Source organism: Enterobacter sp. R-25, from assembly GCF_049913205.1.
Taxonomy (GTDB): Bacteria; Pseudomonadota; Gammaproteobacteria; order Enterobacterales; family Enterobacteriaceae; genus Enterobacter; species Enterobacter ludwigii.
On sequence record NZ_CP183982.1, the window covers coordinates 4,037,304 to 4,063,046 of the forward strand.

At 56.9% G+C, this 25,743-nt stretch carries 25 protein-coding genes and 1 riboswitch; of the genes, 17 read left to right on the forward strand and 8 right to left on the reverse strand.

Annotated elements, in window-relative coordinates; genetic code table 11:
- Positions 1–68: 68 nt before the first annotated feature.
- Positions 69–857 (reverse strand): 4,5-DOPA dioxygenase extradiol, encoded by a 789-nt coding sequence (ygiD, locus tag ACN9MQ_RS19195; protein ID WP_020883636.1) that lies wholly within the window; start codon positions 855–857, stop codon positions 69–71.
- Between the two features lie 196 nt (positions 858–1,053).
- Here ygiD and zupT point away from each other — a divergent pair, with 196 nt between their 5' ends.
- Positions 1,054–1,827: a zinc transporter ZupT gene (gene zupT / locus ACN9MQ_RS19200; RefSeq protein ID WP_014171648.1), complete on the forward strand. Its 774-nt coding sequence runs from the start codon at positions 1,054–1,056 to the stop codon at positions 1,825–1,827.
- A 67-nt stretch (positions 1,828–1,894) separates the two neighbouring features.
- Here zupT and ribB read toward each other — a convergent pair whose 3' ends face one another.
- Complete coding sequence (gene ribB / locus ACN9MQ_RS19205) at positions 1,895–2,548, reverse strand: 3,4-dihydroxy-2-butanone-4-phosphate synthase (RefSeq protein ID WP_014171649.1); 654 nt, start codon at positions 2,546–2,548, stop codon at positions 1,895–1,897.
- A gap of 106 nt (positions 2,549–2,654) precedes the next feature.
- Positions 2,655–2,805: riboswitch (FMN riboswitch) on the reverse strand.
- 117 nt (positions 2,806–2,922) lie between these two features.
- On the opposite strand from ribB, the gene ubiK reads away from it, so the two are divergent.
- On the forward strand, positions 2,923–3,219 hold the full coding sequence (ubiK, locus tag ACN9MQ_RS19210) for a ubiquinone biosynthesis accessory factor UbiK (protein WP_020883634.1): 297 nt from the start codon (positions 2,923–2,925) through the stop codon (positions 3,217–3,219).
- Positions 3,220–3,327: 108 nt separating this feature from the next.
- Here ubiK and hldE read toward each other — a convergent pair whose 3' ends face one another.
- The 3 genes from hldE to ACN9MQ_RS19225 are packed head-to-tail and all read right to left on the reverse strand — an operon-like array spanning position 3,328 to position 8,976.
- Positions 3,328–4,758: a bifunctional D-glycero-beta-D-manno-heptose-7-phosphate kinase/D-glycero-beta-D-manno-heptose 1-phosphate adenylyltransferase HldE gene (gene hldE, locus ACN9MQ_RS19215; RefSeq protein WP_020883633.1), complete on the reverse strand. Its 1,431-nt coding sequence runs from the start codon at positions 4,756–4,758 to the stop codon at positions 3,328–3,330.
- 40 nt (positions 4,759–4,798) lie between these two features.
- Positions 4,799–7,657 carry a bifunctional [glutamate--ammonia ligase]-adenylyl-L-tyrosine phosphorylase/[glutamate--ammonia-ligase] adenylyltransferase gene (gene glnE, locus ACN9MQ_RS19220; RefSeq protein WP_088202977.1) on the reverse strand — a complete coding sequence of 953 codons (2,859 nt, stop codon included), beginning with the start codon at positions 7,655–7,657 and terminating at the stop codon, positions 4,799–4,801.
- Between the two features lie 17 nt (positions 7,658–7,674).
- Positions 7,675–8,976: an inorganic triphosphatase gene (locus ACN9MQ_RS19225; protein WP_426021149.1), complete on the reverse strand. Its 1,302-nt coding sequence runs from the start codon at positions 8,974–8,976 to the stop codon at positions 7,675–7,677.
- Positions 8,977–9,205: 229 nt separating this feature from the next.
- Here ACN9MQ_RS19225 and ACN9MQ_RS19230 point away from each other — a divergent pair, with 229 nt between their 5' ends.
- Together ACN9MQ_RS19230 and ACN9MQ_RS19235 are read left to right on the forward strand one after the other, a co-directional pair.
- Positions 9,206–9,826: a TIGR04211 family SH3 domain-containing protein gene (locus ACN9MQ_RS19230; protein WP_025203004.1), complete on the forward strand. Its 621-nt coding sequence runs from the start codon at positions 9,206–9,208 to the stop codon at positions 9,824–9,826.
- A gap of 61 nt (positions 9,827–9,887) precedes the next feature.
- Positions 9,888–11,129, forward strand: coding sequence for a multifunctional CCA addition/repair protein (locus ACN9MQ_RS19235; RefSeq protein ID WP_025203003.1), 1,242 nt, complete (start codon positions 9,888–9,890; stop codon positions 11,127–11,129).
- A 10-nt stretch (positions 11,130–11,139) separates the two neighbouring features.
- Here ACN9MQ_RS19235 and bacA read toward each other — a convergent pair whose 3' ends face one another.
- Complete coding sequence (bacA, locus tag ACN9MQ_RS19240) at positions 11,140–11,961, reverse strand: undecaprenyl-diphosphate phosphatase (protein ID WP_426021148.1); 822 nt, start codon at positions 11,959–11,961, stop codon at positions 11,140–11,142.
- Positions 11,962–12,068: 107 nt separating this feature from the next.
- Positions 12,069–12,437, reverse strand: a complete 369-nt coding sequence (folB, locus tag ACN9MQ_RS19245; protein WP_020883629.1) for a bifunctional dihydroneopterin aldolase/7,8-dihydroneopterin epimerase — start codon at positions 12,435–12,437, stop codon at positions 12,069–12,071.
- Positions 12,438–12,544: 107 nt separating this feature from the next.
- Here folB and plsY point away from each other — a divergent pair, with 107 nt between their 5' ends.
- From plsY to ureG, 10 genes are all read left to right on the forward strand, one after another.
- On the forward strand, positions 12,545–13,159 hold the full coding sequence (plsY, locus tag ACN9MQ_RS19250; protein ID WP_020883628.1) for a glycerol-3-phosphate 1-O-acyltransferase PlsY: 615 nt from the start codon (positions 12,545–12,547) through the stop codon (positions 13,157–13,159).
- 93 nt (positions 13,160–13,252) lie between these two features.
- On the forward strand, positions 13,253–14,719 hold the full coding sequence (locus ACN9MQ_RS19255) for an MFS transporter (RefSeq protein WP_020883627.1): 1,467 nt from the start codon (positions 13,253–13,255) through the stop codon (positions 14,717–14,719).
- Positions 14,720–14,835: 116 nt separating this feature from the next.
- On the forward strand, positions 14,836–15,663 hold the full coding sequence (locus ACN9MQ_RS19260; RefSeq protein WP_426021147.1) for an urease accessory protein UreD: 828 nt from the start codon (positions 14,836–14,838) through the stop codon (positions 15,661–15,663).
- 10 nt (positions 15,664–15,673) lie between these two features.
- Positions 15,674–15,976 (forward strand): urease subunit gamma, encoded by a 303-nt coding sequence (locus ACN9MQ_RS19265; RefSeq protein WP_003862556.1) that lies wholly within the window; start codon positions 15,674–15,676, stop codon positions 15,974–15,976.
- Positions 15,977–15,986: 10 nt separating this feature from the next.
- The gene (locus tag ACN9MQ_RS19270; protein WP_020883624.1) at positions 15,987–16,301 is read left to right on the forward strand and encodes an urease subunit beta; all 315 of its coding nucleotides are present in this window, start codon (positions 15,987–15,989) and stop codon (positions 16,299–16,301) included.
- On the forward strand, positions 16,294–17,997 hold the full coding sequence (ureC, locus tag ACN9MQ_RS19275; RefSeq protein WP_047956113.1) for an urease subunit alpha: 1,704 nt from the start codon (positions 16,294–16,296) through the stop codon (positions 17,995–17,997). Before ACN9MQ_RS19270 ends, ureC begins: the two co-directional genes overlap by 8 nt.
- A gap of 9 nt (positions 17,998–18,006) precedes the next feature.
- Positions 18,007–18,477 carry an urease accessory protein UreE gene (gene ureE, locus ACN9MQ_RS19280; protein WP_251884648.1) on the forward strand — a complete coding sequence of 157 codons (471 nt, stop codon included), beginning with the start codon at positions 18,007–18,009 and terminating at the stop codon, positions 18,475–18,477.
- A gap of 9 nt (positions 18,478–18,486) precedes the next feature.
- On the forward strand, positions 18,487–19,023 hold the full coding sequence (locus ACN9MQ_RS19285; RefSeq protein ID WP_251884649.1) for a HupE/UreJ family protein: 537 nt from the start codon (positions 18,487–18,489) through the stop codon (positions 19,021–19,023).
- Complete coding sequence (locus ACN9MQ_RS19290; protein ID WP_251884650.1) at positions 19,023–19,697, forward strand: urease accessory protein UreF; 675 nt, start codon at positions 19,023–19,025, stop codon at positions 19,695–19,697. Before ACN9MQ_RS19285 ends, ACN9MQ_RS19290 begins: the two co-directional genes overlap by 1 nt.
- 9 nt (positions 19,698–19,706) lie before the next feature.
- Positions 19,707–20,324 carry an urease accessory protein UreG gene (ureG, locus tag ACN9MQ_RS19295; RefSeq protein WP_014171666.1) on the forward strand — a complete coding sequence of 206 codons (618 nt, stop codon included), beginning with the start codon at positions 19,707–19,709 and terminating at the stop codon, positions 20,322–20,324.
- 40 nt (positions 20,325–20,364) lie between these two features.
- Here ureG and tsaD read toward each other — a convergent pair whose 3' ends face one another.
- Positions 20,365–21,378 (reverse strand): tRNA (adenosine(37)-N6)-threonylcarbamoyltransferase complex transferase subunit TsaD, encoded by a 1,014-nt coding sequence (tsaD, locus tag ACN9MQ_RS19300; RefSeq protein WP_020883618.1) that lies wholly within the window; start codon positions 21,376–21,378, stop codon positions 20,365–20,367.
- Positions 21,379–21,614: 236 nt separating this feature from the next.
- On the opposite strand from tsaD, the gene rpsU reads away from it, so the two are divergent.
- The 3 genes from rpsU to rpoD all read left to right on the forward strand — a co-directional run bounded on the left by rpsU (position 21,615) and on the right by rpoD (position 25,688).
- Positions 21,615–21,830, forward strand: a complete 216-nt coding sequence (gene rpsU / locus ACN9MQ_RS19305; protein WP_001144069.1) for a 30S ribosomal protein S21 — start codon at positions 21,615–21,617, stop codon at positions 21,828–21,830.
- Positions 21,831–21,944: 114 nt separating this feature from the next.
- Positions 21,945–23,690 carry a DNA primase gene (gene dnaG, locus ACN9MQ_RS19310; protein ID WP_025202985.1) on the forward strand — a complete coding sequence of 582 codons (1,746 nt, stop codon included), beginning with the start codon at positions 21,945–21,947 and terminating at the stop codon, positions 23,688–23,690.
- Positions 23,691–23,840: 150 nt separating this feature from the next.
- On the forward strand, positions 23,841–25,688 hold the full coding sequence (rpoD, locus tag ACN9MQ_RS19315; protein WP_020883616.1) for an RNA polymerase sigma factor RpoD: 1,848 nt from the start codon (positions 23,841–23,843) through the stop codon (positions 25,686–25,688).
- The last annotated feature ends 55 nt before the right edge of the window (positions 25,689–25,743 follow it).

Below are 25,743 nucleotides of genomic sequence, written 5' to 3' on the forward strand. Positions count from 1 at the left end.
CGGGTGTGCCGGGGTGCGAGCGGAAGCCCTCACCCCGGCCCTTTCTCTTTGGGAAAGGCACGCATACGTTATCCAATCTGCACCGACAACATACTTAAGCTTCCCATCTCAATGCCATCGACCGGTATGCTGATCGGCTCCTGACCATCCCATGCGCCCAGTACATACAGCAACGGCAGGAAGTGTTCCGGCGTCGGGTTAGAGAGTGAACCGCCTTCGTGATCCAGATAGTTCACCAGCGGATGCTCCTCAACCGGCCCTTGCCAGGTCAGATTCGCTTTCACGTAATCGTTAAAAGATGTCGCCCACGGATATGGCGTGTTCTCACCGTGCCAGCGCGCTGTCCGCAGGTTGTGTACCACGTTGCCGCTTGCGATCAGCATGATGCCCTCGTCGCGTAAGGTCGCCAGTTTTCGCCCCATCTCCAGGTGCCAGGCCGCCGGTTTAGTGCTGTCGATACTCAACTGCACCATTGGGATGTCCGCCTCGGGATACATCTTTATCAGTACGCCCCACGAGCCATGGTCAAAGCCCCAGGCTTCGTTATCCAGCGCCACAGGCACAGGCGCGAGTAATTCCACCAGCTGTCGGGCCAGCGCTGGCGAGCCGGGTGCCGGATAGTGCGTGTCGTACAACGCCTGCGGGAAGCCACCGAAATCATGAATGGTTTTTGGCGTTTCCATTGCGGTCACGCCCGTGCCCCGGGTAAACCAGTGCGCAGACACCACCACAATCGCTTTCGGACGCGGTAGCGTCTCGCCCAGATGACGCCATACTCGGGTATAGACGTTATCTTCCAGAACGTTCATTGGGCTACCGTGGCCTAAAAACAGTGCTGGCATACGGGAAGAAGTCATGGTGATATCCTTACAGAAGGTGTCAATTTAAGGGTTCTAGATTACGCGCAATCTCGCCCGGATGAACGCAGATAAGCGTGAAGATCATCATCAGGAAATTTGAATGTAAGGAATGTGTAAAGCAGGGTTTCGCCTCTCGCTTTGACCGAAATGAACCATTAATATTAATGATAATCATTATCATAAGGAGCAATGCATGTCAGTCCCCTTGATCCTGACTATACTGGCGGGCGCCGCAACGTTCATCGGTGCCATTCTCGGTGTGCTTGGTCAAAAGCCGTCTAACCGCGTGCTGGCCTTCTCATTGGGCTTTGCTGCCGGGATCATGCTGCTCATCTCTCTGATGGAGATGCTCCCTGCCGCACTGGGCACCGAAGGCATGTCTCCGGTGCTGGGATATGGCATGTTTGTATTCGGCCTGCTTGGTTACTTTGCCCTCGACCGCATGCTGCCGCACGCGCATCCGCAGGATTTAATGCAAAAAAGCGTGACCCCGATGCCGCGCAATATTAAGCGCACGGCCATTCTGTTAACGCTCGGCATAAGCCTGCACAACTTCCCGGAAGGCGTGGCAACCTATGTCACCGCCAGCAGCAATCTGGAGATGGGCTTTGGTATCGCCCTGGCGGTAGCTTTGCACAATATTCCTGAAGGACTGGCGGTGGCCGGGCCGGTTTATGCCGCCACGGGCTCGAAACGGACCGCGGTCTTCTGGGCGGGGATCTCGGGGATGGCCGAAATTCTCGGCGGCGTGCTGGCGTGGTTGATTCTGGGCAGCCTGGTCTCGCCTGTGGTGATGGCCGCTATCATGGCCGCCGTGGCCGGGATAATGGTGGCGCTCTCCGTGGATGAGCTGATGCCGCTGGCGAAAGAGATCGATCCGAATAATAACCCGAGCTATGGCGTGCTGTGCGGCATGTCGGTGATGGGCTTGAGCCTGGTGCTGCTGCAAACGGCAGGGATCGGCTAAGACAATCGCGCATTAACGTCTCACAACAAAAAAGCCGGGTTTCCCCGGCTTTTTCACATCAGCCCTTTCAGCTGGCTTTGCGCGCGTGCGCCTGGCGATACTCCACCAGATCTTCAATCGTCACCACGGGCATATTATGCAGACGGGCAAAGGTGATGCACTCCGGCGCACGTGCCATGGTGCCATCGTCGTTGGTGAGTTCACACAGTACGCCCGCAGGTTTAAAGCCTGCCAGGGTCACGAGGTCAATGGTCGCTTCGGTGTGACCGCCACGGGTCAATACACCGCCAGCCTGCGCACGCAACGGGAAGACGTGGCCTGGACGATGCAGGTCTGATGGCTTCGCATCATCGGCAATCGCGGCACGTACGGTGGTCAGACGGTCAGCCGCCGACACGCCGGTGGTCACGCCATGTGCCGCTTCGATGGTCACGGTAAAACCGGTTCCAAAGGCGCTGGTGTTGTTTTCAACCATCATGGGCAGGTCGAGCTGCTTACGACGGTCTTCGTTGATACACAGGCACACGATGCCGCTACCGTGACGGATGGTCAGCGCCATCTGCTCAACGGTCATGTTTTCGGCGGCGAAAATCATGTCGCCTTCATTTTCACGGTTTTCATCGTCAAGCACCATCACGCCGCGGCCTTCGCGCAGTGCATCCAGTGCATGTTCAACACGTTCAATAGAAGTGCCAAAAGAGGAAAGTAGCGTCTGATTCATGGTAAAAAAAACCTCATTAACATTATGGTTACCAGAATCAGGGCAGTCTTAGGAGCGCCGTATAAGCGGCAAAAAGATAACGTGAGCGGGCCAGGCCCGACTTGATCGTTACTCTCTCCCATCCGGACTCTAACCGTCGGCCCCGGAATTACACCGGATCTGCTGTCCTTTGAGTGGTGACCCAAAGCGCTCGCGGGCTTTCAGCGTTACGCTGATTTACCGCCGGTGGGGAATTTCGCCCCGCCCTGAGAATAAGCGAGATAACTATAACGCGATTGATTACCCTGGGCAATGCGCAGACATAAAATCTCCTTTATCCTGGGGCATGACGCGCTACAATGTTCATTAACACCGTCTTATCAAGGGAAGCCACAATGATTGACCCGAAGAAAATTGAGCAAATTGCGCGTCAGGTTCATGAGTCTATGCCAAAAGGTATTCGTGAGTTTGGAGATGACGTAGAGAAGAAAATCCGCCAGACGCTGCAGGCGCAGTTGGTTCGCCTTGATTTAGTCAGCCGCGAAGAGTTTGACGTGCAGACGCAGGTTCTGCTGCGTACCCGCGAGAAGCTGGCCCTGCTGGAGCAGCGTTTGAACGAGCTGGAAAACCGCAATACGCCAGCGGAAGTAAAACCGGCACCGGCCATTCCACCGGTTGATGAAGCAGAATAACAGCCACGTATAACGGGCTGTTTGCGAAGATACCCTCTCCTGCAAAGAGAGGGTGAAAAAAACGGGCCAGATGGCCCGTTTTTTATTGGCTGACTTTATTTGCTGACTTTATTTGCTGTCTTTCTGGATCTTCTTGATGATGTTGGTGGTTGAGCACCCGTCCTCAAAGTTGAGCACCATCACTTCACCGCCATTGGCCCAGACCTCTTCGCTGCCTGCGATTTGATCCGGTTTGTAATCGCCGCCTTTCACCAGCAGATCCGGCAAAATACCGGCAATCAGGCGCTGCGGGGTATCTTCTTCAAACGACACCACCCAGTCCACCGCTTCCAGCGCACCCAGCACGATCATGCGCTGCTCCAGCGGGTTCACCGGACGCGTTTCACCTTTAAGACGTTTCGTCGACGCATCGCTGTTCACCGCCACAATCAGACGGTCGCCCAGCTTACGCGCATTGGCCAGATAAGAGACATGACCGGCATGCAGGATGTCGAACACGCCGTTGGTCATCACCACCTTTTCACCGCGTTTACGGGCGGCGGCGACGGCCACTTTCAGCTCATCTTCGCTCATCACGCCAAAACCGGTATCGGCACGACCACGCACCGCGTTTTCCAGTTCGATCGGCGAAACGGTGGAAGTCCCCAGCTTGCCGACGACCACGCCTGCCGCAGCATTAGCGAAGTAGCACGCTTCTTCCAGAGAGTTCCCTGCCGCCAGCGTCGCCGCCAGAACGCCAATGACCGTGTCGCCGGCACCGGTCACGTCATACACTTCCTGCGCCTGGGTCGGCATATGCAGCGGCGCTTTGCCAGGCTGCAGCAGCGTCATCCCCTGCTCGGAGCGGGTCACCAGCAGCGCGGAGAGTTCGAAGTCAGCAATGATCTTCATGCCGCGCTCAACGAGCTCTTCTTCCGTCTTACATTTTCCCGCCACCGCTTCAAACTCAGAGAGGTTTGGCGTCAGCAGCGTTGCGCCGCGATAGCGCTCAAAGTCAGTACCTTTCGGGTCGATCAGCACGGGCACATTGGCTTTACGCGCGAGCTGAATCATCTGCTGTACGCTTGCCAGCGCACCTTTGGCGTAGTCGGACAGCACCAGCGCGCCGATAGTGCTCAGCGCCTGGTTAATGCGCTCGTGCAGCGGCTCAGGATCAACGCCCTCAAAGCCTTCCTCGAAGTCGAGGCGGATCAGCTGCTGGTTACGCGACAGAACGCGCAGTTTGGTGATCGTCGGGTGTGTCGGAACCGAAACGAAATCGCACTTCACGTTCACGTCCGCCAGCGACTTGCTCAGCGCACGCGCCGCATCGTCAATGCCGGTTAAGCCAACCAGACGCGACTGCGCGCCCAGAGAGGCAATGTTCATCGCCACGTTTGCCGCGCCGCCAGGACGCTCTTCAATGGTGTCGACCTTAACTACCGGTACCGGTGCTTCCGGAGAGATGCGGCTGGTCGGCCCGTACCAGTAGCGATCCAGCATGACATCCCCGACAACCATAACTCCAGCACGTTCAAACTCTGGCAGTGTTACTTTCATTCCTGACTCCAGAAAGATTCACAATTTGCGCGCGATAATATCACACTTGTTTTGTTACGCACGGTTCCACTAGCCACTTCTGCCAGCTGGCGGTGACCTGCGCGCGTTCAGTGGCGAAACAGTCCAGCGCGACGTGGCCAGGCTGCTCCTGTAAGGCCAGGTGGTGCAGCTCGTCGCGCAGCGTGGTATAGGCGCGCGTTAAGGCCTGCGCCTCCTGCTCATCCATAATGTCGTTTTGCGCCAGCAGTTCCAGAATACGCACATTATCAGACCAGCGGGTCAGCTTCGGTTTAGCGTGCGCATGGCGTAGCACCAGATATTGCGTAATAAATTCAATATCGGTAATGCCGCCCTCATCCGCTTTAATATCAAAGCGATCGCGATGCTTATTGCCCAGGTGCGCGCGCATTTTCTCGCGCATCTCACGCACCTCGGTCTGCAGCGTGCTGCCGTCACGCGGGGTTGTCATAATCTCCCGACGAATGGCATCAAACTGCGTTTTCAGCGACGGATCGCCGTACACCACGCGGGCACGCACCAGCGCCTGATGTTCCCACGTCCAGGCTTCATTCTTCTGGTACTCAGCGAAGGACTCCGTTGAGGTCACCAGCATGCCGGCCGCGCCGGAAGGACGCAGACGCGCATCCACTTCATATAAAATGCCGGATGACGTGCGGGTGCTGAACAGATGCATAATGCGCTGGGCCAGACGCAGGTAGAACTGACGCCCGTCGATTTCACGCTCGCCGTCGGTCATGACGTCTGCCGGGCAGTCATGCAGGAAGATTAAATCGAGATCCGAGCTGTACCCCAGTTCCCATCCGCCGAGCTTACCGTAACCCACAACGGCAAAACCGCGGCCTTCGCGGTCAGCAAGGTGTTTCGGCTGGCCGTAGCGCGCCACCATCTGAATCCATGCCTGATGCACCACCGCATCAATGATCGCTTCTGCAAGCCAGGTTAAGTGATCGCTCACTTTCATCACTGGCAGCGTTCCGGCGATATCTGCCGCCGCCACGCGCAGCATTTGCGCCTGCTTAAATTGACGCAGCGCCTCCAGCTGTTGCTCTTCGTCCTCTTCCGGTACGCGCAGCAGATACTGACGCAGCTCGTCACGGTAGGCGTCCGTTGCCGTCGGCTGGTAGAGCGTATTGGGATCGAGCAACTCATCCAGCAGCAGCGGATACCGCGCCAGCTTGTTGGCCACCATCGGCGAGGCGGCGCAAAGCGTAATCAGATGCTTGAGCGCGCCCGGGAACTCGCTCAGCAACTCAAGATAGGTCGTACGGGTGATGATCCCGCTCAGCAGCGGCATCATGCGCGACAGCGGGACCGGCGCATCCGCACGCGAGCAGACGTTGCTCAGCAGGTGCGGCATCAGATGATCCAGCACCTGACGACCGCGCGGACCAATGGCCCGTTTATTCAGTTCGAGACGGAAATCAGCAATTAACGCCACCACACGATGGCGATCGTCATCGCTCAGGTGCGCCAGCACCGGCGTGGTGTCATCTTCCTGCAGCGCGTCCTGCCACAATTCGCGCCAGTGTTCAGAGAGCGTATCGTCCTGCGATTCACTTTCATCGTCACCAATCAGCGCGTTAAAGACACGGCGCACGCCGGCCATATGCGCATCCAGTTGCCCGGTCAACGTTGACCAGTCGTCGACGTGCATCCCCCAAGCCAGCCGCGCCCGGTTCAGGTCATCGCCTGGCAAAGTCTGGGTCTGCTCGTCATTGATGCTTTGCAGCAGGTTTTCCAGGCGGCGCAGGAACAGATAGGCCTCACGCAGGATCTGCGCGTCGCCTTCCGGCAGCAGATGCAGTTGCTCTATGGCTGACAGCGTCGGCAGCAGCGAACGGGATTGCAGTGAAGGCTCACGTCCGCCGCGGATCAGCTGGAAGACCTGAACGATAAATTCGATTTCGCGAATGCCGCCCGCGCCGAGCTTGATGTTGTCCTTCAGACCCCGGCGACGCACTTCACGGGCGATCATTCCTTTCATGTTGCGCAGCGACTGAATAACGCTGAAGTCGATATAGCGACGGAACACGAACGGGCGCAGCATGGCGCGCAGCTCGTTGGCGTAGGCATCGTCGCTGTCTCCCATGATCCGCGCTTTGACCATCGCGTAACGCTCCCAGTCGCGCCCCTGCTCCTGGTAATAATCTTCCAGTGCCGCAAAGCTCAGCACCAGCGGACCGCTGTCGCCAAACGGGCGCAGGCGCATATCCACGCGATAGACAAAACCATCCTGGGTAGGTTGATCCAGCGCTTTAATCAGACGTTGCCCGAGACGGGTAAAGAACTGCGCATTGTCCAGTTCACGGCGGCCCCCGCGTGTGGAGCCGTTCTCCGGCCAGGCAAAAATCAGGTCGATATCCGAGGAGAAATTCAGTTCGCAGCCCCCGAGCTTGCCCATGCCCAGAATCAAGAGTGGCTGAGGAACCCCATCCTCATTGCACGGCGTGCCCCACTCTTTACAACAGGCGGCATAGAGCCAGTCCCGTGCGGCAACAATTAGCGTCTGTGCCAGCTCGCTCAGCTGTTGCAGGGTACTTTCTTCGCTGACCAGTTCCAGCGCCTGAGCCCAGGCAATACGCACCATCACCCGGCGGCGGAACTGGCGCAGGACGCGCATCAGTGTCGCTTCATCCGCGACCTCTTCAAGTGCGGTTTGCAACCAGCCCGCATAATGCCGCCACTCGTCTGCCTGCGGCGGGGTGCTCTCAAGCGCCTCCAGCCAGTCCGGGTAAGCGGTGATACTTTCCTGCACAAAATCACTGAAGGTGAGCACGCTCCTGGCCTGCTCGCTTAACGATGACGCCGGTAATGACTCAGGCAGACGTTCGCAAACGGTCTGCCACTGCTGCTGTAACTGCGAAGAAAGCGGCATTATAGGGTTCCTTGCCAGAGTTAACGTTTTCCGCTGTGCAGCCAGAACGGCTCCTGCGAAATGGCTTCATTGCGGAAATGCTCAATCTCAATGTGCTGACGGGTTTCGATAGCATGCTTCAGCCCCTGCCAGTTCTCCAGCCAGGCCTGCGCTTTAGGGCCGTCATAGGCACCCGACAACAGCAGCATGCTGTCGATATTGCGCGACAGGCGGATCAGCTGATCGCCATACTGGTCTCCCAGCGGATACGCAAAGGTGGTTTTAAGCTCCGCCGCGTGGCGTGAAAGATGGATATCCGCGAAACGTTTGAAGTTATCTTCAATTTTGGCCTGGGCTTTTGCATCCAGGAAGGCACGCCAGCTGCGCGTCACCAGAAACTCGGTCAGCGCCAGCCTGGCGGCGGCGTTTTGCGGGCTGTAGAGCGCCGTTTGTGCGGATACGTCAGAGAGCAGCAGCGCTTCGGTCTGGGTCAGCAGGTCACGTAAGTGAGCGCTCGCTTTACGAGGTACGATGCCGCCGAACAGCGCCAGGGTATGACGCACAAGGCTCATCGCCGCTAACACGTGCGCTTTTGCGTTTTTCACATTACGCACCCACAACTCTTCATGATAAAGCCACTGTGAGAGCGCCAGCTCCAGTGCCGCCTCCATGCCCTGCTCAACGCTGGCTTTCGGTGGCACGTGCAAAATAGTCGTCTCTTTCAGCAGGCGCGGCGCATTCCCGGCGGCCAGATGATACCCCCGCGCCGCTTTGCTCAGGCTGCCCTGACGCAGGCCCGGCTGGCTTACCAGCTTACGCGCCAGCTTCAGTACGTCCTGGACTTCACCTTCCAGCAGTTCAAGCTCCAGCTCGCAAATCGGCTCCTGAAGCTCACCCGCTTTTACCTCACCCTGATCGAGGGCGATTTCAATGCGGCTTTTCCCTTCCGTTACCAGCCATTTTTCACGCCAGAAATCGGTACTAAACAGCGGTTTCACCTCGGCGGATAAGGTTTCTGGCAGCACGCCGTCCGGCCAGACTTCTGCCGGGAAACGATCCAGCTCAAGTTCTGGCTGATTGATGTCGATATTGTATTCCGGGCGCTGATGCAAACCGCCGACCACGCGGCCAGCGATTTTCATCGTCATCTCGTAGCGCCCGTTCGCGCCACGGATGCGCAACCCCATATCATGGCGGCGCAGCCAGTTGTCTGGCGTTTCGTAATAGATATTAAGCAGTTGTACCGGTTCATGGTGTTCGTCGGAAAGGGTCTGCAGATGCTGACGGAGTGCGTCAACGCTGTCTTTTTCGACGATAAATTTTAATTCGATTTCTTGAGCCATAGCCTTGTACTTTTGCAGGCGTCACAGACGCGTCAATGAGGGCGAACTTCCTCGCCATTTGTTTGTCAGTACATAGTATTTTGCGCCAAATTGCCACGCAATGAGCAATTTGACGGGCGTAAATGTTTAGGGTCGTGACACAGATGATTCTGATTGCTGACGAATGCTTTGCGTAGAGACACTGTTGCCACTACTATCGTTCCACTATTTATGAAAATAACGACTAATGATGCTTAAATTACGCCTGATTGGACTTACTTTCCTCGCTTTTAGCGCCGCAACCGCCGTGCACGCTGAAGAGAAGCGTTACGTTTCTGACGAACTGAACACCTGGGTACGCAGTGGCCCTGGAGATAATTATCGCCTCGTGGGTACGGTCAATGCCGGCGAGGAAGTGACGCTGTTACAGACCAACGCGGAGACCAATTATGGTCAGGTTCGCGACAGTACCGGCCGCACGTCCTGGATCCCACTGAAAGAGCTGAGCGCGGTGCCAAGCCTGCGCACCCGCGTGCCGGATCTGGAAAATCAGGTGAAAACGCTGACCGACAAGCTGAACAATATCGACGGTACCTGGAACCAGCGTACCGCGGAAATGCAGCAGAAAGTGGCCCAGAGCGACAGCGTGATTAACGGTCTGAAAGACGAGAATCAGAAACTGAAAAACGAGCTGATTGTCGCGCAGAAGAAGGTGAACGCCGCCAATCTGCAACTTGATGACAAACAACGTACCATCATCATGCAGTGGTTTATGTACGGTGGCGGTGTGCTGGGCGTTGGCCTGGTGCTGGGTCTGGTGCTTCCTCACCTGATCCCAAGCCGTAAGCGTAAAGACCGCTGGATGAACTAATTCGTCTTCTCTGCCAGACTTACGTATTATCTTGCGAAAAGAGAAAACGGGAGTACAGGGCGTGAAGAGTTATCTGGTCGGTGGTGCGGTACGTGATGCGTTGTTAGGTCTGCCGGTCAAAGATAAAGACTGGGTGGTGGTGGGAGCCACACCTGAAGAGATGCTTAACGCGGGCTACCAGCAGGTAGGCCGCGATTTTCCCGTGTTTCTGCATCCGCAAAGCCGTGAGGAGTACGCCCTGGCGCGTACCGAACGGAAATCCGGTTCGGGTTATACCGGCTTCACCTGCTATGCCGCACCGGACGTCACGCTGGAGCAAGATCTCCTGCGTCGCGATCTCACCATCAACGCGCTGGCGCAGGACGAAGACGGTCAGATCATTGACGCGTATGGCGGTCAGGACGATCTGCGTAATCGACTGCTGCGTCACGTCTCCCCGGCGTTTTCTGAAGATCCGCTCCGCGTGCTGCGCGTGGCGCGCTTTGCGGCGCGTTACGCGCATCTGAGCTTCCGCATTGCCGATGAGACCCTGGCACTGATGACCGCCATGACCGAGGCGGGCGAACTGGCCCACCTCACGCCAGAGCGCGTCTGGAAAGAGACGGAAAACGCCCTTACTACCCGCAACCCGCAGGTCTTTTTCCAGGTGCTGCGTGACTGTGGCGCACTGAAAGTGCTGTTCCCGGAAATTGACGCGCTGTTCGGCGTACCCGCCCCGGCGAAATGGCACCCGGAAATCGATACCGGCGTGCATACCCTGATGACCCTGAGTATGGCTGCCATGCTCAGCCCCGAGGTGGATGTGCGTTTTTCAACGCTGTGCCACGATCTCGGCAAAGGATTAACGCCAAAAGCCATGTGGCCGCGCCACCATGGCCACGGTCCTGCCGGGGTGAAGCTGGTCGAGGGGCTTTGCCAGCGCCTGCGGGTACCCAACGAGATCCGCGATCTCGCCAGACTGGTGGCGGAATTTCACGACCTGATCCACACCTTCCCGATCCTCAAACCGGCCACCATCGTTAAGCTGTTTGATAACATCGACGCATGGCGCAAACCCCAGCGCGTCGAGCAGATCGCGTTGACCAGCGAAGCCGACGTACGTGGCCGCACCGGTTTTGAAGCCTGCGATTATCCGCAGGGACGGCTGTTACGCGCAGCGTGGGACGTGGCAAAAGCGGTACCGACTAAAGCGGTTGTCGAGGCGGGCTTCAAGGGACCGGAAATCCGGGAAGAACTGACGAAACGTCGAATTCAGGCGGTGTCGGACTGGAAGGAAAAGCATTGCCCTCAGCCTAAAGACTGAGGGCCGTCGGTCAGAAGAAGACCACGTAAACCGCAGCCGCCACGATAAAGCGATAGATCGCGAACGGAATAAACGAGATACGCTTAATCAACTGCAGGAAGGTTTTGATGGCGATCAGCGCCACAATAAAGGCGGTGACAAAGCCCACGGCGAACATCGGAATGTCACCCGTGGTGAGGAAGCCAATGCTTTTATAGACGTCGAGTGCGGTCGCGCCCATCATCATCGGCACCGCCAGCAGGAACGAGAACTCCGACGCAGCATAGCGGCTAACGCCCATCAGCATCCCGCCAGAGATGGTCGCGCCTGAGCGTGAAAAGCCCGGCCACAGCGCCAGACACTGGAAACAACCAATGATAAACGCCTGACGGTAGGTCATGTCATCCAGACCTTCCGCGCGTGGCGTTTTCGGCTTCAGCAGTTCTGCCGCGATCAGCAGGAAACCGCCGACGACCAGCGCATACATGACGTTAATCGGGTTAAACAGCGATTTAATGGTGTCGTGGAAAACCAGGCCCAGAACCACTGCCGGAACCATGCCAAGCAGAATATGGATAAGCGTCAGGCGACTTTTGCTTTCACCCTCGCGCTGAGGAAGACGGCCAAAGTGGATACCGATAAGCCCGAACAGACGACGCCAGAACATTACAACGACCGCCAGAATAGACCCCAACTGAATGACAACTTCAAACGTCTTTGCGGTATCGCCTTCAAAGCCCAGCAGATGGCCAACGATAATCATATGGCCCGTACTGGAAACCGGCAAAAACTCCGTCAATCCTTCGACCACACCCAGTATTGCCGCCACCAGCAGCGAGTGCATATCGCTCATCTATAAACCCCTAAAAAGATATAAAAAAAACGGTGTCCCACGCGGACAACCGTGAAAGATACAGCTTTAAGACCGGTATAACCTAAAATGGTTTAGCTATTATGACGTTAAATCTTCCCTTTCAGATTTGTGCCACGCTCAATGATCACGCCGACGTTAGCGGCACGCGCCACGGCGCCCGGTTTGCTCAACTTGATGCGTACCCACGGTGCGTTGAACTTGCTCAGCAGCAGCTCGGCCACCTCTTCTGCCACACGCTCCACCAGCGCAAAACGTTGCCCTTCGACGTGGCCCACGACCGTTTCACTGATATCGGCGTAGCTCAGACAGTCATTCACGTCGTCGCTTTTTGCTGACTTGCGGTTATCCCAGCCCATTTCGATATCGAACACGAGTTTCTGCTCAATGGTCTGTTCCCAGTCGTAAACACCAATAGTGGTGATTACCGAAAGTTGCTCTATAAATACAATATCCATCACGACCTGCCTGCTTTTTGGCTAAACCGGATACCACTTCCGGCGAATTATGCGTATTATCCACAGATGCTGAGAATACAGATACATTTTCAAAACGGAACAGCGTTATGAGTGCAATCGCGCCTGGAATGATCCTCCTCGCCTACCTTTGCGGCTCAATCTCCAGCGCCATTCTGGTCTGCCGCATTGCCGGGTTACCTGACCCGCGCGAAAGTGGTTCCGGGAATCCGGGGGCGACCAATGTACTACGAATTGGCGGCAAGGGAGCAGCCGTAGCGGTATTGATTTTTGATGTTCTGAAAGGAATGTTACCCGTCTGGGGAGCGTATGCGCTGGGCGTAACGCCGTTCTGGCTGGGGCTCATTGCTATCGCCGCCTGTGTCGGCCATATCTGGCCTGTATTCTTTGGTTTTAAAGGCGGTAAAGGCGTCGCCACCGCCTTTGGTGCTATTGCCCCAATCGGCTGGGACTTAACCGGCGTAATGGCCGGCACCTGGCTACTGACCATTCTTCTGAGCGGTTACTCGTCACTGGGCGCCATCGTCAGCGCGCTGATCGCGCCATTCTATGTCTGGTGGTTCAAACCGCAGTTCACCTTCCCGGTGTCGATGCTCTCCTGCCTCATCCTGCTGCGTCATCACGATAATATTCAGCGCCTGTGGCGTCGCCAGGAGACCAAAATCTGGTCGAAGCTCAAGAGAAAGAAAAAAGACGCCCCGTAAGGGGGTTAGTTATGCCTTATAACCAAATGTGATTTTGGTCACCCTCTGCCTGTGGTAACTGTTAATGACACAACACAACCACACAAAACGAAAATGGCAGACATTACAGACACAACTCCCCTTTCAACGGCAGGACATTCGCCTGATGGCGACATCAAGTGGGTACGTAACGCCTCTGACGTTTCACGTCTGGTCAACGACGGTTCTCAGGGTCGGGCCAACGCCCGCATCGTAGTCGGTATCGCGCTGGGCGGTATTTTCCTCGATGCGTACGACCTTGGTGCGCTGGCGTTCGGCATCAAAGACATCACCCGCGAATTTAATCTCACCCCCGCCGGTACCGGCATGGTGGCCTCGGCCATTACCTTTGGTGCGATTGTCGGGGCGCTGCTGGGTGGCTATCTCACGGACAAGATCGGACGCTACCGCGTCTTTATGGCCGACATGCTGTTCTTCGTGGTAGCGGCCATCGCCTGTGCACTGGCACCGAACGAATATGCGCTGGCGGGCGCACGCTTTGTGATGGGCCTCGGCGTGGGGATCGATCTGCCGGTGGCGATGGCGTTTCTTAGCGAGTTCGCCAGGCTCAAAGGCCCCGGAAACAAGGCCTCCAGCGTCGCAATGTGGTGCCCAACCTGGTATGCCGCAATCAGCATCTCTTACCTGTTGGTGTTATTCTTCTACGCCGTACTGCCAGAAAGTCACAGCGACTGGCTGTGGCGCTTAATCCTGGGGTTTGGCGCGGTGCCTGCGCTGGTGATTATCGCCATTCGTAGCCGCTACATGAGCGAGTCCCCGGTCTGGGCGGCGAATCAGGGCAACCTGAAAGAGGCGGCCGCTATCTTGCGGCAATCGTATAACATCAACGCCCACGTGCCGCAGGATGCGCTTAACCAACCGGCACCGGTGGTCAACAAGGCGAAGTGGGCAAATTATCTGAACCTGTTCCGTGGCGTCTATTTGCGACGTACCACGCTCGCCACCCTGCTCTCGGTGGTGTCGTCTTTCGCCTATAACGCCGTCGCATTTGGTCTGCCGGTCATTATCTCCAGCTTCTTTGTGCAGTCGATGCTGACCACTATTCTGATTTCACTGGTGCTAAACCTGCTGTTTGCCTTCGTCGGCGGATTGCTGGCAGTACGCTATGTTCCGCGCTTCGGCGCGTGGCGGATGTCACTGGCGGGCTACGCCTGTCAGCTTGTTGCTCTGCTGGGGCTGGCGCTGATTGGTCGTCCGGAAGGCGTATCGGAAGGCGTTATCGCCGTCGCGATGCTGGCGCTGTTCCTGTTCGGTCAGGGATTTGGGCCCGGTGCCCATACCATGACGTTTGCGTCCCTGAGCTATCCCACCTCTCTGCGCGGCGTGGGCGTGGGCCTTAACCAGACGCTGATGCGCAGCAGTTCTACGCTCTCCCTGTTTCTGTTCCCGCTGCTGGTGGCCTCTCTTGATACCGCCGTGTTCTGGGTGATCGCTCTGGCACCGTTTATCGGGCTGGCTTCGCTGCTGGCGATCCGCTGGGAGCCGTCCGGCTATGATGTGGATGCAGAGGATTATCGATAACCTTCTCAACCGGCTCCTTGAGCCGGTTTTTTTATCCATAAGCGACTCATATGACAGCCTTCATTTCTGCCAGGGCATACTGAAACGTCTCCCGATGATGAGCAGATGGATGCAGCATGTTAGCAGCTCAGGTCACTGATAATTCTTACAAAGGCTGGCAGGCATCGCTCGCCCTGCAGTTTTGTTACACCCCTGAGAAAACCCTCCTGCACGCTGCTCATCACATCGGGCCCCTCACCGTACAGCGGCCTTTTTATCCCGAAGGCGACACCTGCCACCTGTATTTACTGCACCCGCCAGGCGGGATAGTCGGCGGCGATACGCTGGATATTTCGGTGCATCTGGACGCGAAAAGCCATGCGCTGATCACCATGCCCGGCGCGAGCAAGTTCTATCGCAGCAGCGGTCCGCAGGCCTGTCTCAATCAGCACTTCTGGCTCGATGATGAGGCTACGCTGGAGTGGCTGCCGCAGGACACCATTATCTTTCCCGGTGCGAATGCCGCCCTGCGTTCCGTTTTTCATCTGAAGGCCTCCAGTACGCTGCTGGCGTGGGAATTGTACTGTCTGGGTCGCCCGGTGATCGGCGAAACCTTCAGCCACGGCACGCTGGAAAGCCGCCTTGAGATCTGGGTCGAGGATGAGCCACGGCTGATTGAACGTCAGCACCTTAACAATGGCGATCTCACGCCCGTTGCAGGTCTCCCGTGGGTCGGCACGCTGCTGTTCTTTCCGGCCAGGGAAGCGCACCTCGAAACGGTGCGCGAGCTGCTGACGCCGCTGAGCCACTTTGCCGGGGCAACGCTCACAGACGATCTGCTGTCGGTGCGTTTTCTCTCCCACGACAACCTGATTTGCCAGCGGGTGATGCGCGATATCTGGCAGTCGCTTCGCCCACTTTTAACCCCCAAAACCGCCTGTTCGCCGCGTATCTGGCAGACATAAGAGAAACGTTATGGAACTGACCCCCAGAGAAAAAGACAAGCTGTTGCTGTTTACCGCTGCGCTGGTTGCCGAACGCCGCCTTGCGCGCGGGGTAAAACTGAATTACCCGGAATCAGTCGCGCTGATCAGCGCGTTTATTATGGAAGGCGCCCGCGATGGCGAAACCGTCGCCTCACTGATGGAAGCGGGCCGTCACGTCCTGACGCGCGACCAGGTGATGGAAGGCGTACCGGAGATGATCCCCGACATTCAGGTGGAAGCGACGTTCCCGGACGGATCAAAGCTCGTCACCGTCCATAACCCGATCGTATAAGGAGCGCGTAATGATCCCAGGCGAATACCAGATCCAATCCGGAAACATTGCGATCAACGTTGGGCGAGACACGCAAAACGTGATCGTCGAAAACCATGGCGACAGGCCGATACAGGTGGGATCGCACTACCACTTTTATGAGATTAACCCGGCGCTGAAATTCGACCGGGAAGCCACCAAAGGCTATCGGCTGAATATTCCGGCAGGCACCGCCGTGCGTTTCGAACCCGGACAGAAGCGCGAGGTGACGCTGGTTCAGGTCAGCGGCGCGCAGCGTATTTTCGGCTTTCGCGGCGAGGTGATGGGAGAGGTGAAAAATGGCTGAAATTTCACGCCAGGCCTACGCCGATATGTTCGGTCCCACCACTGGCGATAAAGTGCGTCTGGCCGACAGCGAGCTGTGGATAGAAGTGGAAAACGATCTCACGGTCTACGGCGAAGAGGTCAAATTCGGCGGCGGGAAGGTGATCCGCGACGGTATGGGCCAGGGGCAGATGACATCCGACGGCTGCGTGGATCTGGTGCTGACCAACGCGCTGATTATCGATCACTGGGGGATCGTTAAAGCCGATATTGGCGTAAAAAACGGGCGGATCTTTGCCGTGGGTAAAGCCGGTAACCCGGATATACAGCCCGGGGTCACGATCCCGATTGGCGCAGCGACAGAAGTGATCGCCGCCGAAGGGAAAATTGTCACCGCCGGCGGGATCGACACGCACATCCACTGGATCTGCCCGCAGCAGGCGGAAGAGGCGCTGGTCTCTGGCGTCACCACCATGATTGGCGGGGGCACGGGCCCTGCGGCAGGCACCAACGCCACGACCTGTACGCCGGGGCCCTGGTATATCGCACGGATGTTGCAGGCGGCCGATACACTACCGGTGAATATCGGCCTGCTTGGCAAAGGTAACGGTTCCAACCCTGATGCCCTGCGCGAGCAGATCGCAGCGGGTGCCATCGGGCTGAAGATCCACGAAGACTGGGGCGCGACGCCGGCCGCCATCAACTGCTCACTGGCGGTGGCGGAGGAGATGGATATTCAGGTGGCGCTGCACAGCGACACGCTGAACGAATCCGGGTTTGTTGAGGACACGCTGGCGGCTATCGGCGGGCGGACCATTCACACCTTCCATACGGAAGGGGCAGGCGGCGGACATGCACCGGATATTATTACCGCCTGCGCGCACCCGAATATTCTGCCCTCCTCCACTAACCCGACGCTGCCCTACACGGTGAATACCATCGACGAGCATCTCGACATGCTGATGGTGTGTCACCACCTCGACCCGGATATCGCCGAGGATGTGGCCTTTGCTGAATCACGCATTCGCCGGGAGACCATCGCCGCGGAAGATGTCCTTCACGATATCGGCGCCTTCTCGCTGACCTCGTCCGATTCCCAGGCAATGGGTCGCGTCGGCGAAGTGATTATTCGTACCTGGCAGGTGGCGCACCGTATGAAGGTTCAGCGCGGCGCACTGCCGGAAGAGACCGGGAACAACGATAACTACCGCGTGAAACGCTATATCGCCAAATACACCATTAACCCGGCGCTGACCCACGGGATTGCTCATGAAGTGGGCTCGATTGAGGCCGGGAAACTGGCAGATTTAGTGGTCTGGTCCCCCGCGTTCTTTGGCGTCAAACCCGCCACCATTGTGAAAGGCGGGATGATCGCCTGCGCGCCGATGGGGGATATCAACGCCTCTATCCCAACGCCGCAACCGGTCCATTACCGCCCGATGTTTGGCACGCTGGGTGCCGCACGCCATGCGACACGGCTGACGTTTGTCTCCCAGGCTGCCGATGCGAAGGGCATTTCGCACCAGCTCAGCCTGCAGAGCGGCATAGCCGTCGTAAAAGGCTGCCGCACGGTGAAAAAGGCCGACATGATCCACAACAGCCTGCAGCCCAACATCACCGTTGATGCACAAACTTACGAGGTTCGCGTTGATGGCGAGCTCATTACCAGCGAGCCGGCAGACGTTCTGCCGATGGCCCAACGCTATTTCCTGTTTTAAGGAGTGACGATGATCTACCTGACCCAACGCCTTGACCATGCCCATCCGATAACCGCCAGCGTCACGCTGCCGATTGAAGTCCGGGTGAAAAGCCGTGCCCGCGTGGCGCTGAATGACGGCCGCGAAGCCGGGCTGATGCTGCCGCGCGGCCTGCTGCTGCGCGGGGGAGATCTGCTGACCACTGACGACGGCAGCGAGGTGATCGAGGTGATCGCCGCGCCGGAATCGGTCTCCGTGGTGCGCTGCGACGATTCGTTCCTGCTCGCCCGCGCCTGCTACCACCTCGGCAACCGCCACGTGCCGCTGCAGATCATGCCTGGCGAGCTGCGCTATCACCACGATCATGTGCTCGATGACATGCTGCGCCAGTTCGGGCTCGAGGTGACATTTGCCACCCTCCCGTTTGAACCGGAAGCAGGGGCGTATACCAGCGATGCCCACAGCCATAGCCATAGTCACTCTCACGCTCATTCACATTAAGGATTCATCATGCGTACGTTTTTACCTCTGTTACTGCTGGCCTTTTCTCTTCCTGCCCTGGCGCATCCCGGACACGGCACAGACAGCTTTCAGGCCGGTTTTTTCCATCCGCTGACGGGTCTTGATCATCTGCTGATGCTAACCGGTGCGGGCGTACTTTCGGCCCTGAGCGGGCGCAAGCTGCTGCCTCTTGCCACTCTCGGCATGATGCTGGCTGGGGCCGTTGCAGGCAGCCTGCTTGGCGGCTTTAGCGGCATGGAAATGCTGATTATCGCCTCGCTGGCGGTCTGCGGCGCGATGATGTTTAAAACCGAAAATCGCCTGCTGTTGGCCGTGCCGGCGCTGGCAATGTTCCACGGCTGGGCGCACGGGGTAGAGATGTCTGGCCACAACTTCTGGCTCTTCACCAGCGGCTTTATGTTTGCCAGTGCCACGGTGCTGTGCGCCAGCTTCGCCGCCGGGTTACTGCTGCGCCGTCACGACGGGTTGCGTAAAACCTTTGGTGGCGGGCTGATTGTCTCTGCGCTGCTGGCGCTGATGAGCTGATGGAGCACGTCCGCCAGCGGCTGCGCCTGATGCAGCTCTCCAGCAGCAGCCTTCCTGTCGGGTCATTCACCTGGTCGCAGGGTCTGGAGTGGGCCGTAGAAGCAGGCTGGGTCCCCGATGCTGAGGCGTTCAAAAACTGGCAGATCCTGCAGATGGAGCAGAGCTTTTTCTGTGTCGATCTGCCGCTGTTTTCCCGACTTTATCAGGCGTGCGAGCAAAACGATTTGGCGACGGCAACACGCTGGACGGGCTATCTTCTCGCCTGCCGGGAAACGCGTGAACTGCGTGAAGAGGAACGCAACCGCGGGGCGGCCTTTACGCGCCTGCTCAAAAGCTGGGAGCCGGACTGTCCGGCAGAGTGGCGGACGCTGTTTATGCAAAGCCAGCTCAGCGGGATGGCGTGGCTGGGAGTACGCTGGGGCATTAGCGCCCATGAGCTGGCCCTGAGCCAGGGCTACAGCTGGATTGAGAGCGCGGTCATGGCGGGCGTCAAGCTGGTGCCGTTCGGGCAACAGACGGCGCAGCAGCTGATTATCGACCTGAGCGACCACTTTGCCGCCGGGCTTGAACCGGCTTTTTTGCGTGGCGACGACGCGCTGGGTGCGGCAACGCCGCTGTCGGCCATCGCCTCTGCGCGCCACGAAACACAATATTCACGATTATTCCGTTCCTGAGGAGACAACATGGCTGATTACAAACATCCCCTGCGCGTGGGCGTGGGCGGCCCGGTGGGGTCGGGCAAAACCGCGTTACTGGAAGCACTCTGCAAAGCAATGCGCGACACCTATCACCTGGCAGTGGTGACCAACGATATCTACACCAAAGAGGATCAGCGCATTCTCACCGAAGCGGGCGCCCTTGAGCCAGAGCGCATCGTGGGCGTGGAGACGGGCGGCTGCCCGCATACCGCAATCCGCGAAGATGCCTCAATGAACCTGGCGGCAGTGGAAGCGTTAAGCGAAAAGTTCGGCAATCTGGACCTGATCTTCGTTGAAAGCGGCGGTGACAACCTGAGCGCCACCTTCAGCCCGGAGCTAGCTGACCTGACAATCTATGTGATTGACGTCGCTGAAGGGGAGAAGATCCCGCGTAAGGGCGGCCCAGGGATAACCAAATCCGATTTTCTGGTAATCAACAAAACCGACCTGGCACCCTATGTGGGGGCCTCACTGGAGGTGATGGAGCGTGACACCAACCGCATGCGCGGCGAGCGCCCGTGGACCTTCACCAATCTGAAGGCGGGCGACGGACTGGCGACGATCGTGACATTTCTGGAAGAGAAAGGGATGTTGCGGGTGTAACCGTATAAATCCCCTCTCCCTGGCGGGAGAGGGTCAGACATTACGCCTCCGGCAACTCCGCCAGCGGCCAGCGTGGACGTACAGAGACGCTCAGATCGGCGGTCGCGCCAGCGTTCAGACGTACCATACCCGCGTAGGCGATCATCGCCCCGTTATCGGTACAGAATTCCGGACGGGCATAAAATACTTCCCCACCACGCTTTTGCATCATCTGCGCGAGTTTTGCACGCAGCGTGCGGTTGGCGCTGACGCCCCCGGCCATCACCAGACGCTTAAAGCCGGTCTTTTCCAGGGCGCGTTTGCATTTGATCATCAGGGTATCGACCACCGCGTCTTCGAACGCACGGGCGATATCAGCACGGGTCTGCTCGCTATCGTCGTTATTGCGAATGGTATTGGCCGCGAAGGTTTTCAGACCGGAAAAGCTGAAATCCAGCCCTGGACGGTCAGTCATCGGACGCGGGAAGACGAAACGCCCTTCCGTGCCCTGCGAGGCCATTTTCGAGAGCATCGGACCGCCAGGATAATCCAGACCCAGCAGTTTGGCCGTTTTGTCGAAGGCCTCACCGGCTGCGTCGTCAATGGACTCGCCGAGCAGCTCATACTTGCCAATCCCCGTTACGCTAATCAGCTGGGTATGGCCACCTGAAACCAGCAGCGCCACAAAAGGAAACGCAGGCGGATTATCTTCCAGCATCGGCGCCAGAAGATGCCCTTCCATATGGTGAACCGGAATGGCCGGCACATCCCACGCGAACGCCAGCGAACGGCCCACCGTTGCGCCGACCAGCAGCGCACCCACCAGGCCCGGGCCTGCGGTATACGCTACAGCATCAATATCAGTAGAGCTCAACCCGGCTTCTTTCAGCGCCGCCTGAATCAGGGGAACCGTTTTACGCACGTGGTCACGAGAAGCCAGTTCAGGCACGACGCCGCCGTAGTCAGCGTGTAATTTCACCTGACTATACAGTTGGTTGGCAAGAAGCCCTTTTTCGTCGTCGTAAATGGCGATGCCGGTCTCATCGCAGGATGTTTCAATACCCAGTACACGCATGACTTGTTTTACCTCGTTTCAATACCGCGCAGTGTAGGGCCAATGCGGATTGATGTAAAACTTTGTTCGCCCCAGGAAGAAGCCTCGTGTATACTCCTCACCCTTATTAAAGTCCCTTTCAAAAACGCGTCGGTGCTTTACAAAGCAGCAGCATTTGCAGTAAAATTCCGCACCATTTTGAAATAAGCTGGCGTTGATGCCAGCGGCAAACCGAATTTATCAAAGGTGAGAGTTACATGCCGGTAATTAAAGTACGTGAAAACGAGCCGTTCGACGTTGCACTGCGTCGCTTCAAACGTTCATGCGAGAAAGCAGGTGTTCTGGCTGAAGTTCGTCGTCGTGAGTTCTATGAAAAACCAACGACCGAACGTAAGCGCGCTAAAGCTTCTGCTGTGAAACGTCACGCGAAGAAACTGGCTCGCGAAAACGCACGCCGTACTCGTCTGTACTAATCAATTGAGGGCCTCAGCCCTCAATGACAGACAGAGTTGTAGTCGTAAGGCCGTGCTTCCGGAAGGAATGCGCGGCTTGTTTTCGTTTATGAGTTACTAAAAATTTTGGGGCATATGGCCGGACGAATCCCACGCGTATTCATCAATGACCTGCTAGCCAGAACCGACATCGTCGATCTCATCGACGCGCGGGTAAAGCTGAAAAAGCAGGGCAAGAACTACCATGCGTGCTGTCCTTTCCATAATGAAAAAACCCCCTCCTTCACCGTAAACGGTGAAAAGCAGTTTTACCATTGCTTCGGCTGTGGTGCTCACGGTAATGCTGTCGATTTTTTAATGAACTACGACAAGCTCGAGTTCGTTGAAACCGTCGAAGAGCTGGCGGCGATGCACAACCTTGAAGTGCCGTATGAAGCAGGCAGTGGGCCAAGCCAGATCGAGCGCCATCAACGGCAGACGCTGTACCAACTGATGGATGGTCTGAACTCGTTTTATCAACAGTCTCTTAAGCACGCTGCTGCTGAGCCTGCGCGTCAGTACCTGACAGCGCGCGGACTGAGTGACGATGTGATTGCGCGTTTCGCTATTGGTTACGCCCCGCCCGGCTGGGACAACGTGTTAAAGCGTTTTGGCGGCAATAGCGAAGATCGTAAGTCTCTTATCGATGCCGGCATGCTGGTCACCAATGACCAGGGACGAAGCTACGACCGCTTCCGCGAACGGGTGATGTTCCCGATCCGCGACAAGCGTGGCCGGGTGATTGGTTTTGGTGGTCGCGTGCTGGGTGATGCCCTGCCGAAGTACCTCAACTCCCCGGAGACCGATATTTTTCATAAAGGCCGCCAGCTTTACGGTCTTTATGAGGCGCTGAAGGATAACGCGGAACCTCCGCGCCTTCTGGTCGTCGAAGGCTATATGGATGTCGTCGCGCTGGCGCAGTATGACATCAACTATGCGGTTGCATCTCTGGGCACCTCGACCACAGCCGATCACATTCAGTTGCTGTACAGGGTGACTAACAATGTCATCTGCTGTTACGACGGTGACCGTGCAGGGCGCGACGCCGCCTGGCGTGCGCTGGAAACCGCACTGCCTTATATGACCGACGGGCGTCAGTTACGCTTTATGTTCCTGCCCGACGGTGAAGACCCGGATACGCTGGTGCGTAAAGAGGGCAAAGCGGCGTTTGAAGCGCGGATGGAGCAGGCTCAGCCGCTCTCCACGTTTTTGTTTAACAGCCTGATGCCGCAGGTCGATTTGAGCACCCCTGACGGGCGCGCGCAGCTCAGCACGCTGGCGCTGCCGTTAATCAGTCAGGTGCCCGGCGAAACGCTGCGCATCTATCTGCGTCAGGAGCTAGGCAACAAGCTCGGCATTCTGGATGACAGCCAGCTTGAACGTTTAATGCCTAAACAGTCTGAAAACGGTGCGGTTCGTCCCGCGCCTCAGCTAAAACGCACAACCATGCGTATACTGATAGGGTTACTGGTTCAAAACCCCGAACTTGCTCCGCAAGTGCCATCGCTGGCGGGTTTGAACCACGAAAAATTGCCCGGGCTTGGCTTATTTTCAGAATTGGTCAACACTTGTTTGTCTCAGCCAGGTCTGACCACCGGACAACTTTTAGAACATTATCGCGGCACAAAAGAGGCTGCTACCCTTGAAAAACTGTCGATGTGGGACGATATAGCAGATAAGGACATTGCAGAAAAAACGTTCACCGACTCACTCAACCATATGTTTGATTCGATGCTTGAGCTGCGCCAGGAAGAGTTGATAGCTCGCGAGCGCACACACGGCTTAAGCAGCGAAGAACGCCGGGAACTCTGGATGCTGAACCAGGAGCTGGCAAAAAAATGAATTCAACGGCTTAAGTGCCGAATATCGATCGGGAAGCCCCCGGCAGCCGCACTGAGAGGCAGCGGCACAAATATAAGTACGCCCTCGCTTTAAAGGTTGGCAGCCCCATCGCCGACACCAATCAAACGAATTAAGTGTGGATACCGTCTTATGGAGCAAAACCCGCAGTCACAGCTGAAACTTCTTGTCCAACGCGGTAAGGAGCAAGGCTATCTGACCTATGCCGAGGTCAATGACCATCTGCCGGAAGATATCGTCGATTCAGATCAAATCGAAGACATCATCCAAATGATCAATGACATGGGTATTCAGGTGATGGAAGAAGCACCTGATGCCGATGATCTGTTGCTGGCTGAAACCTCCAACAACACTGACGAAGATGCGGAAGAAGCTGCTGCACAGGTCCTGTCCAGCGTGGAATCTGAAATCGGGCGTACCACTGACCCGGTCCGCATGTACATGCGCGAAATGGGTACCGTTGAACTGTTGACCCGCGAAGGCGAAATTGACATCGCGAAACGCATCGAAGACGGGATCAACCAGGTTCAGTGCTCTGTTGCCGAATACCCGGAAGCGATCACCTATCTGCTGGAGCAGTACGATCGTGTTGAAGCGGAAGAAGCGCGCCTGTCTGACCTGATCACCGGTTTTGTCGACCCGAACGCTGAAGAAGATATGGCACCGACCGCCACTCACGTGGGTTCTGAACTGTCTCAGGAAGAGATGGATGATGACGAAGACGAAGATGAGGAAGATGCCGACGACGACACCGCCGATGATGACAACAGCATCGACCCGGAACTGGCGCGCGAGAAGTTTGCCGAGCTGCGTACCCAGTACGAAGTCACGCGTGACACCATCAAAGCAAAAGGTCGCAGCCACGCAGCCGCACAGGAAGAGATCCTGAAACTGTCTGAAGTCTTCAAACAGTTCCGTCTGGTGCCTAAACAGTTCGACTACCTGGTTAACAGCATGCGCGTGATGATGGATCGCGTACGTACCCAGGAACGCATCATCATGAAACTGTGCGTTGAGCAGTGCAAAATGCCGAAGAAGAACTTCATCACCCTCTTCACCGGCAACGAAACCAGCGAAACCTGGTTCAACGCGGCTATCGCGATGAACAAGCCGTGGTCTGAAAAACTGCACGACGTGAAAGAAGACGTGTTCCGCGGCCTGCAGAAACTGCATCAGATTGAAGAAGAGACCGGCCTGACCATTGAGCAGGTTAAAGACATCAACCGTCGTATGTCCATCGGTGAAGCGAAAGCCCGCCGTGCGAAGAAAGAGATGGTTGAAGCGAACCTGCGTCTGGTTATCTCTATCGCCAAGAAGTACACCAACCGTGGCCTGCAGTTCCTGGATCTGATTCAGGAAGGCAACATCGGTCTGATGAAAGCGGTTGATAAGTTTGAATACCGTCGTGGTTATAAGTTCTCCACCTATGCTACCTGGTGGATCCGTCAGGCTATCACCCGCTCTATCGCGGATCAGGCGCGCACCATCCGTATTCCGGTGCATATGATTGAGACCATCAACAAGCTCAACCGTATCTCCCGCCAGATGCTGCAGGAGATGGGCCGCGAGCCAACGCCAGAAGAGCTGGCTGAGCGCATGCTGATGCCGGAAGACAAGATCCGTAAAGTGCTGAAGATCGCCAAAGAGCCAATCTCCATGGAAACACCAATCGGTGATGATGAAGATTCGCATCTGGGTGATTTCATCGAGGATACCACCCTCGAGCTGCCGCTGGACTCTGCGACGACCGAGAGCCTGCGTGCTGCAACACACGACGTTCTGGCTGGCCTGACCGCCCGTGAAGCAAAAGTGCTGCGTATGCGTTTCGGTATCGATATGAACACCGACCATACGCTGGAAGAAGTGGGTAAACAGTTCGACGTTACCCGCGAACGTATCCGTCAGATCGAAGCGAAGGCGCTGCGTAAACTGCGCCATCCAAGCCGCTCTGAAGTACTGCGTAGCTTCCTGGACGATTAATCGATCCTGTCAGTGAAAAGCTCCCTTTGGGGAGCTTTTTTTTGCATTTTCTCCG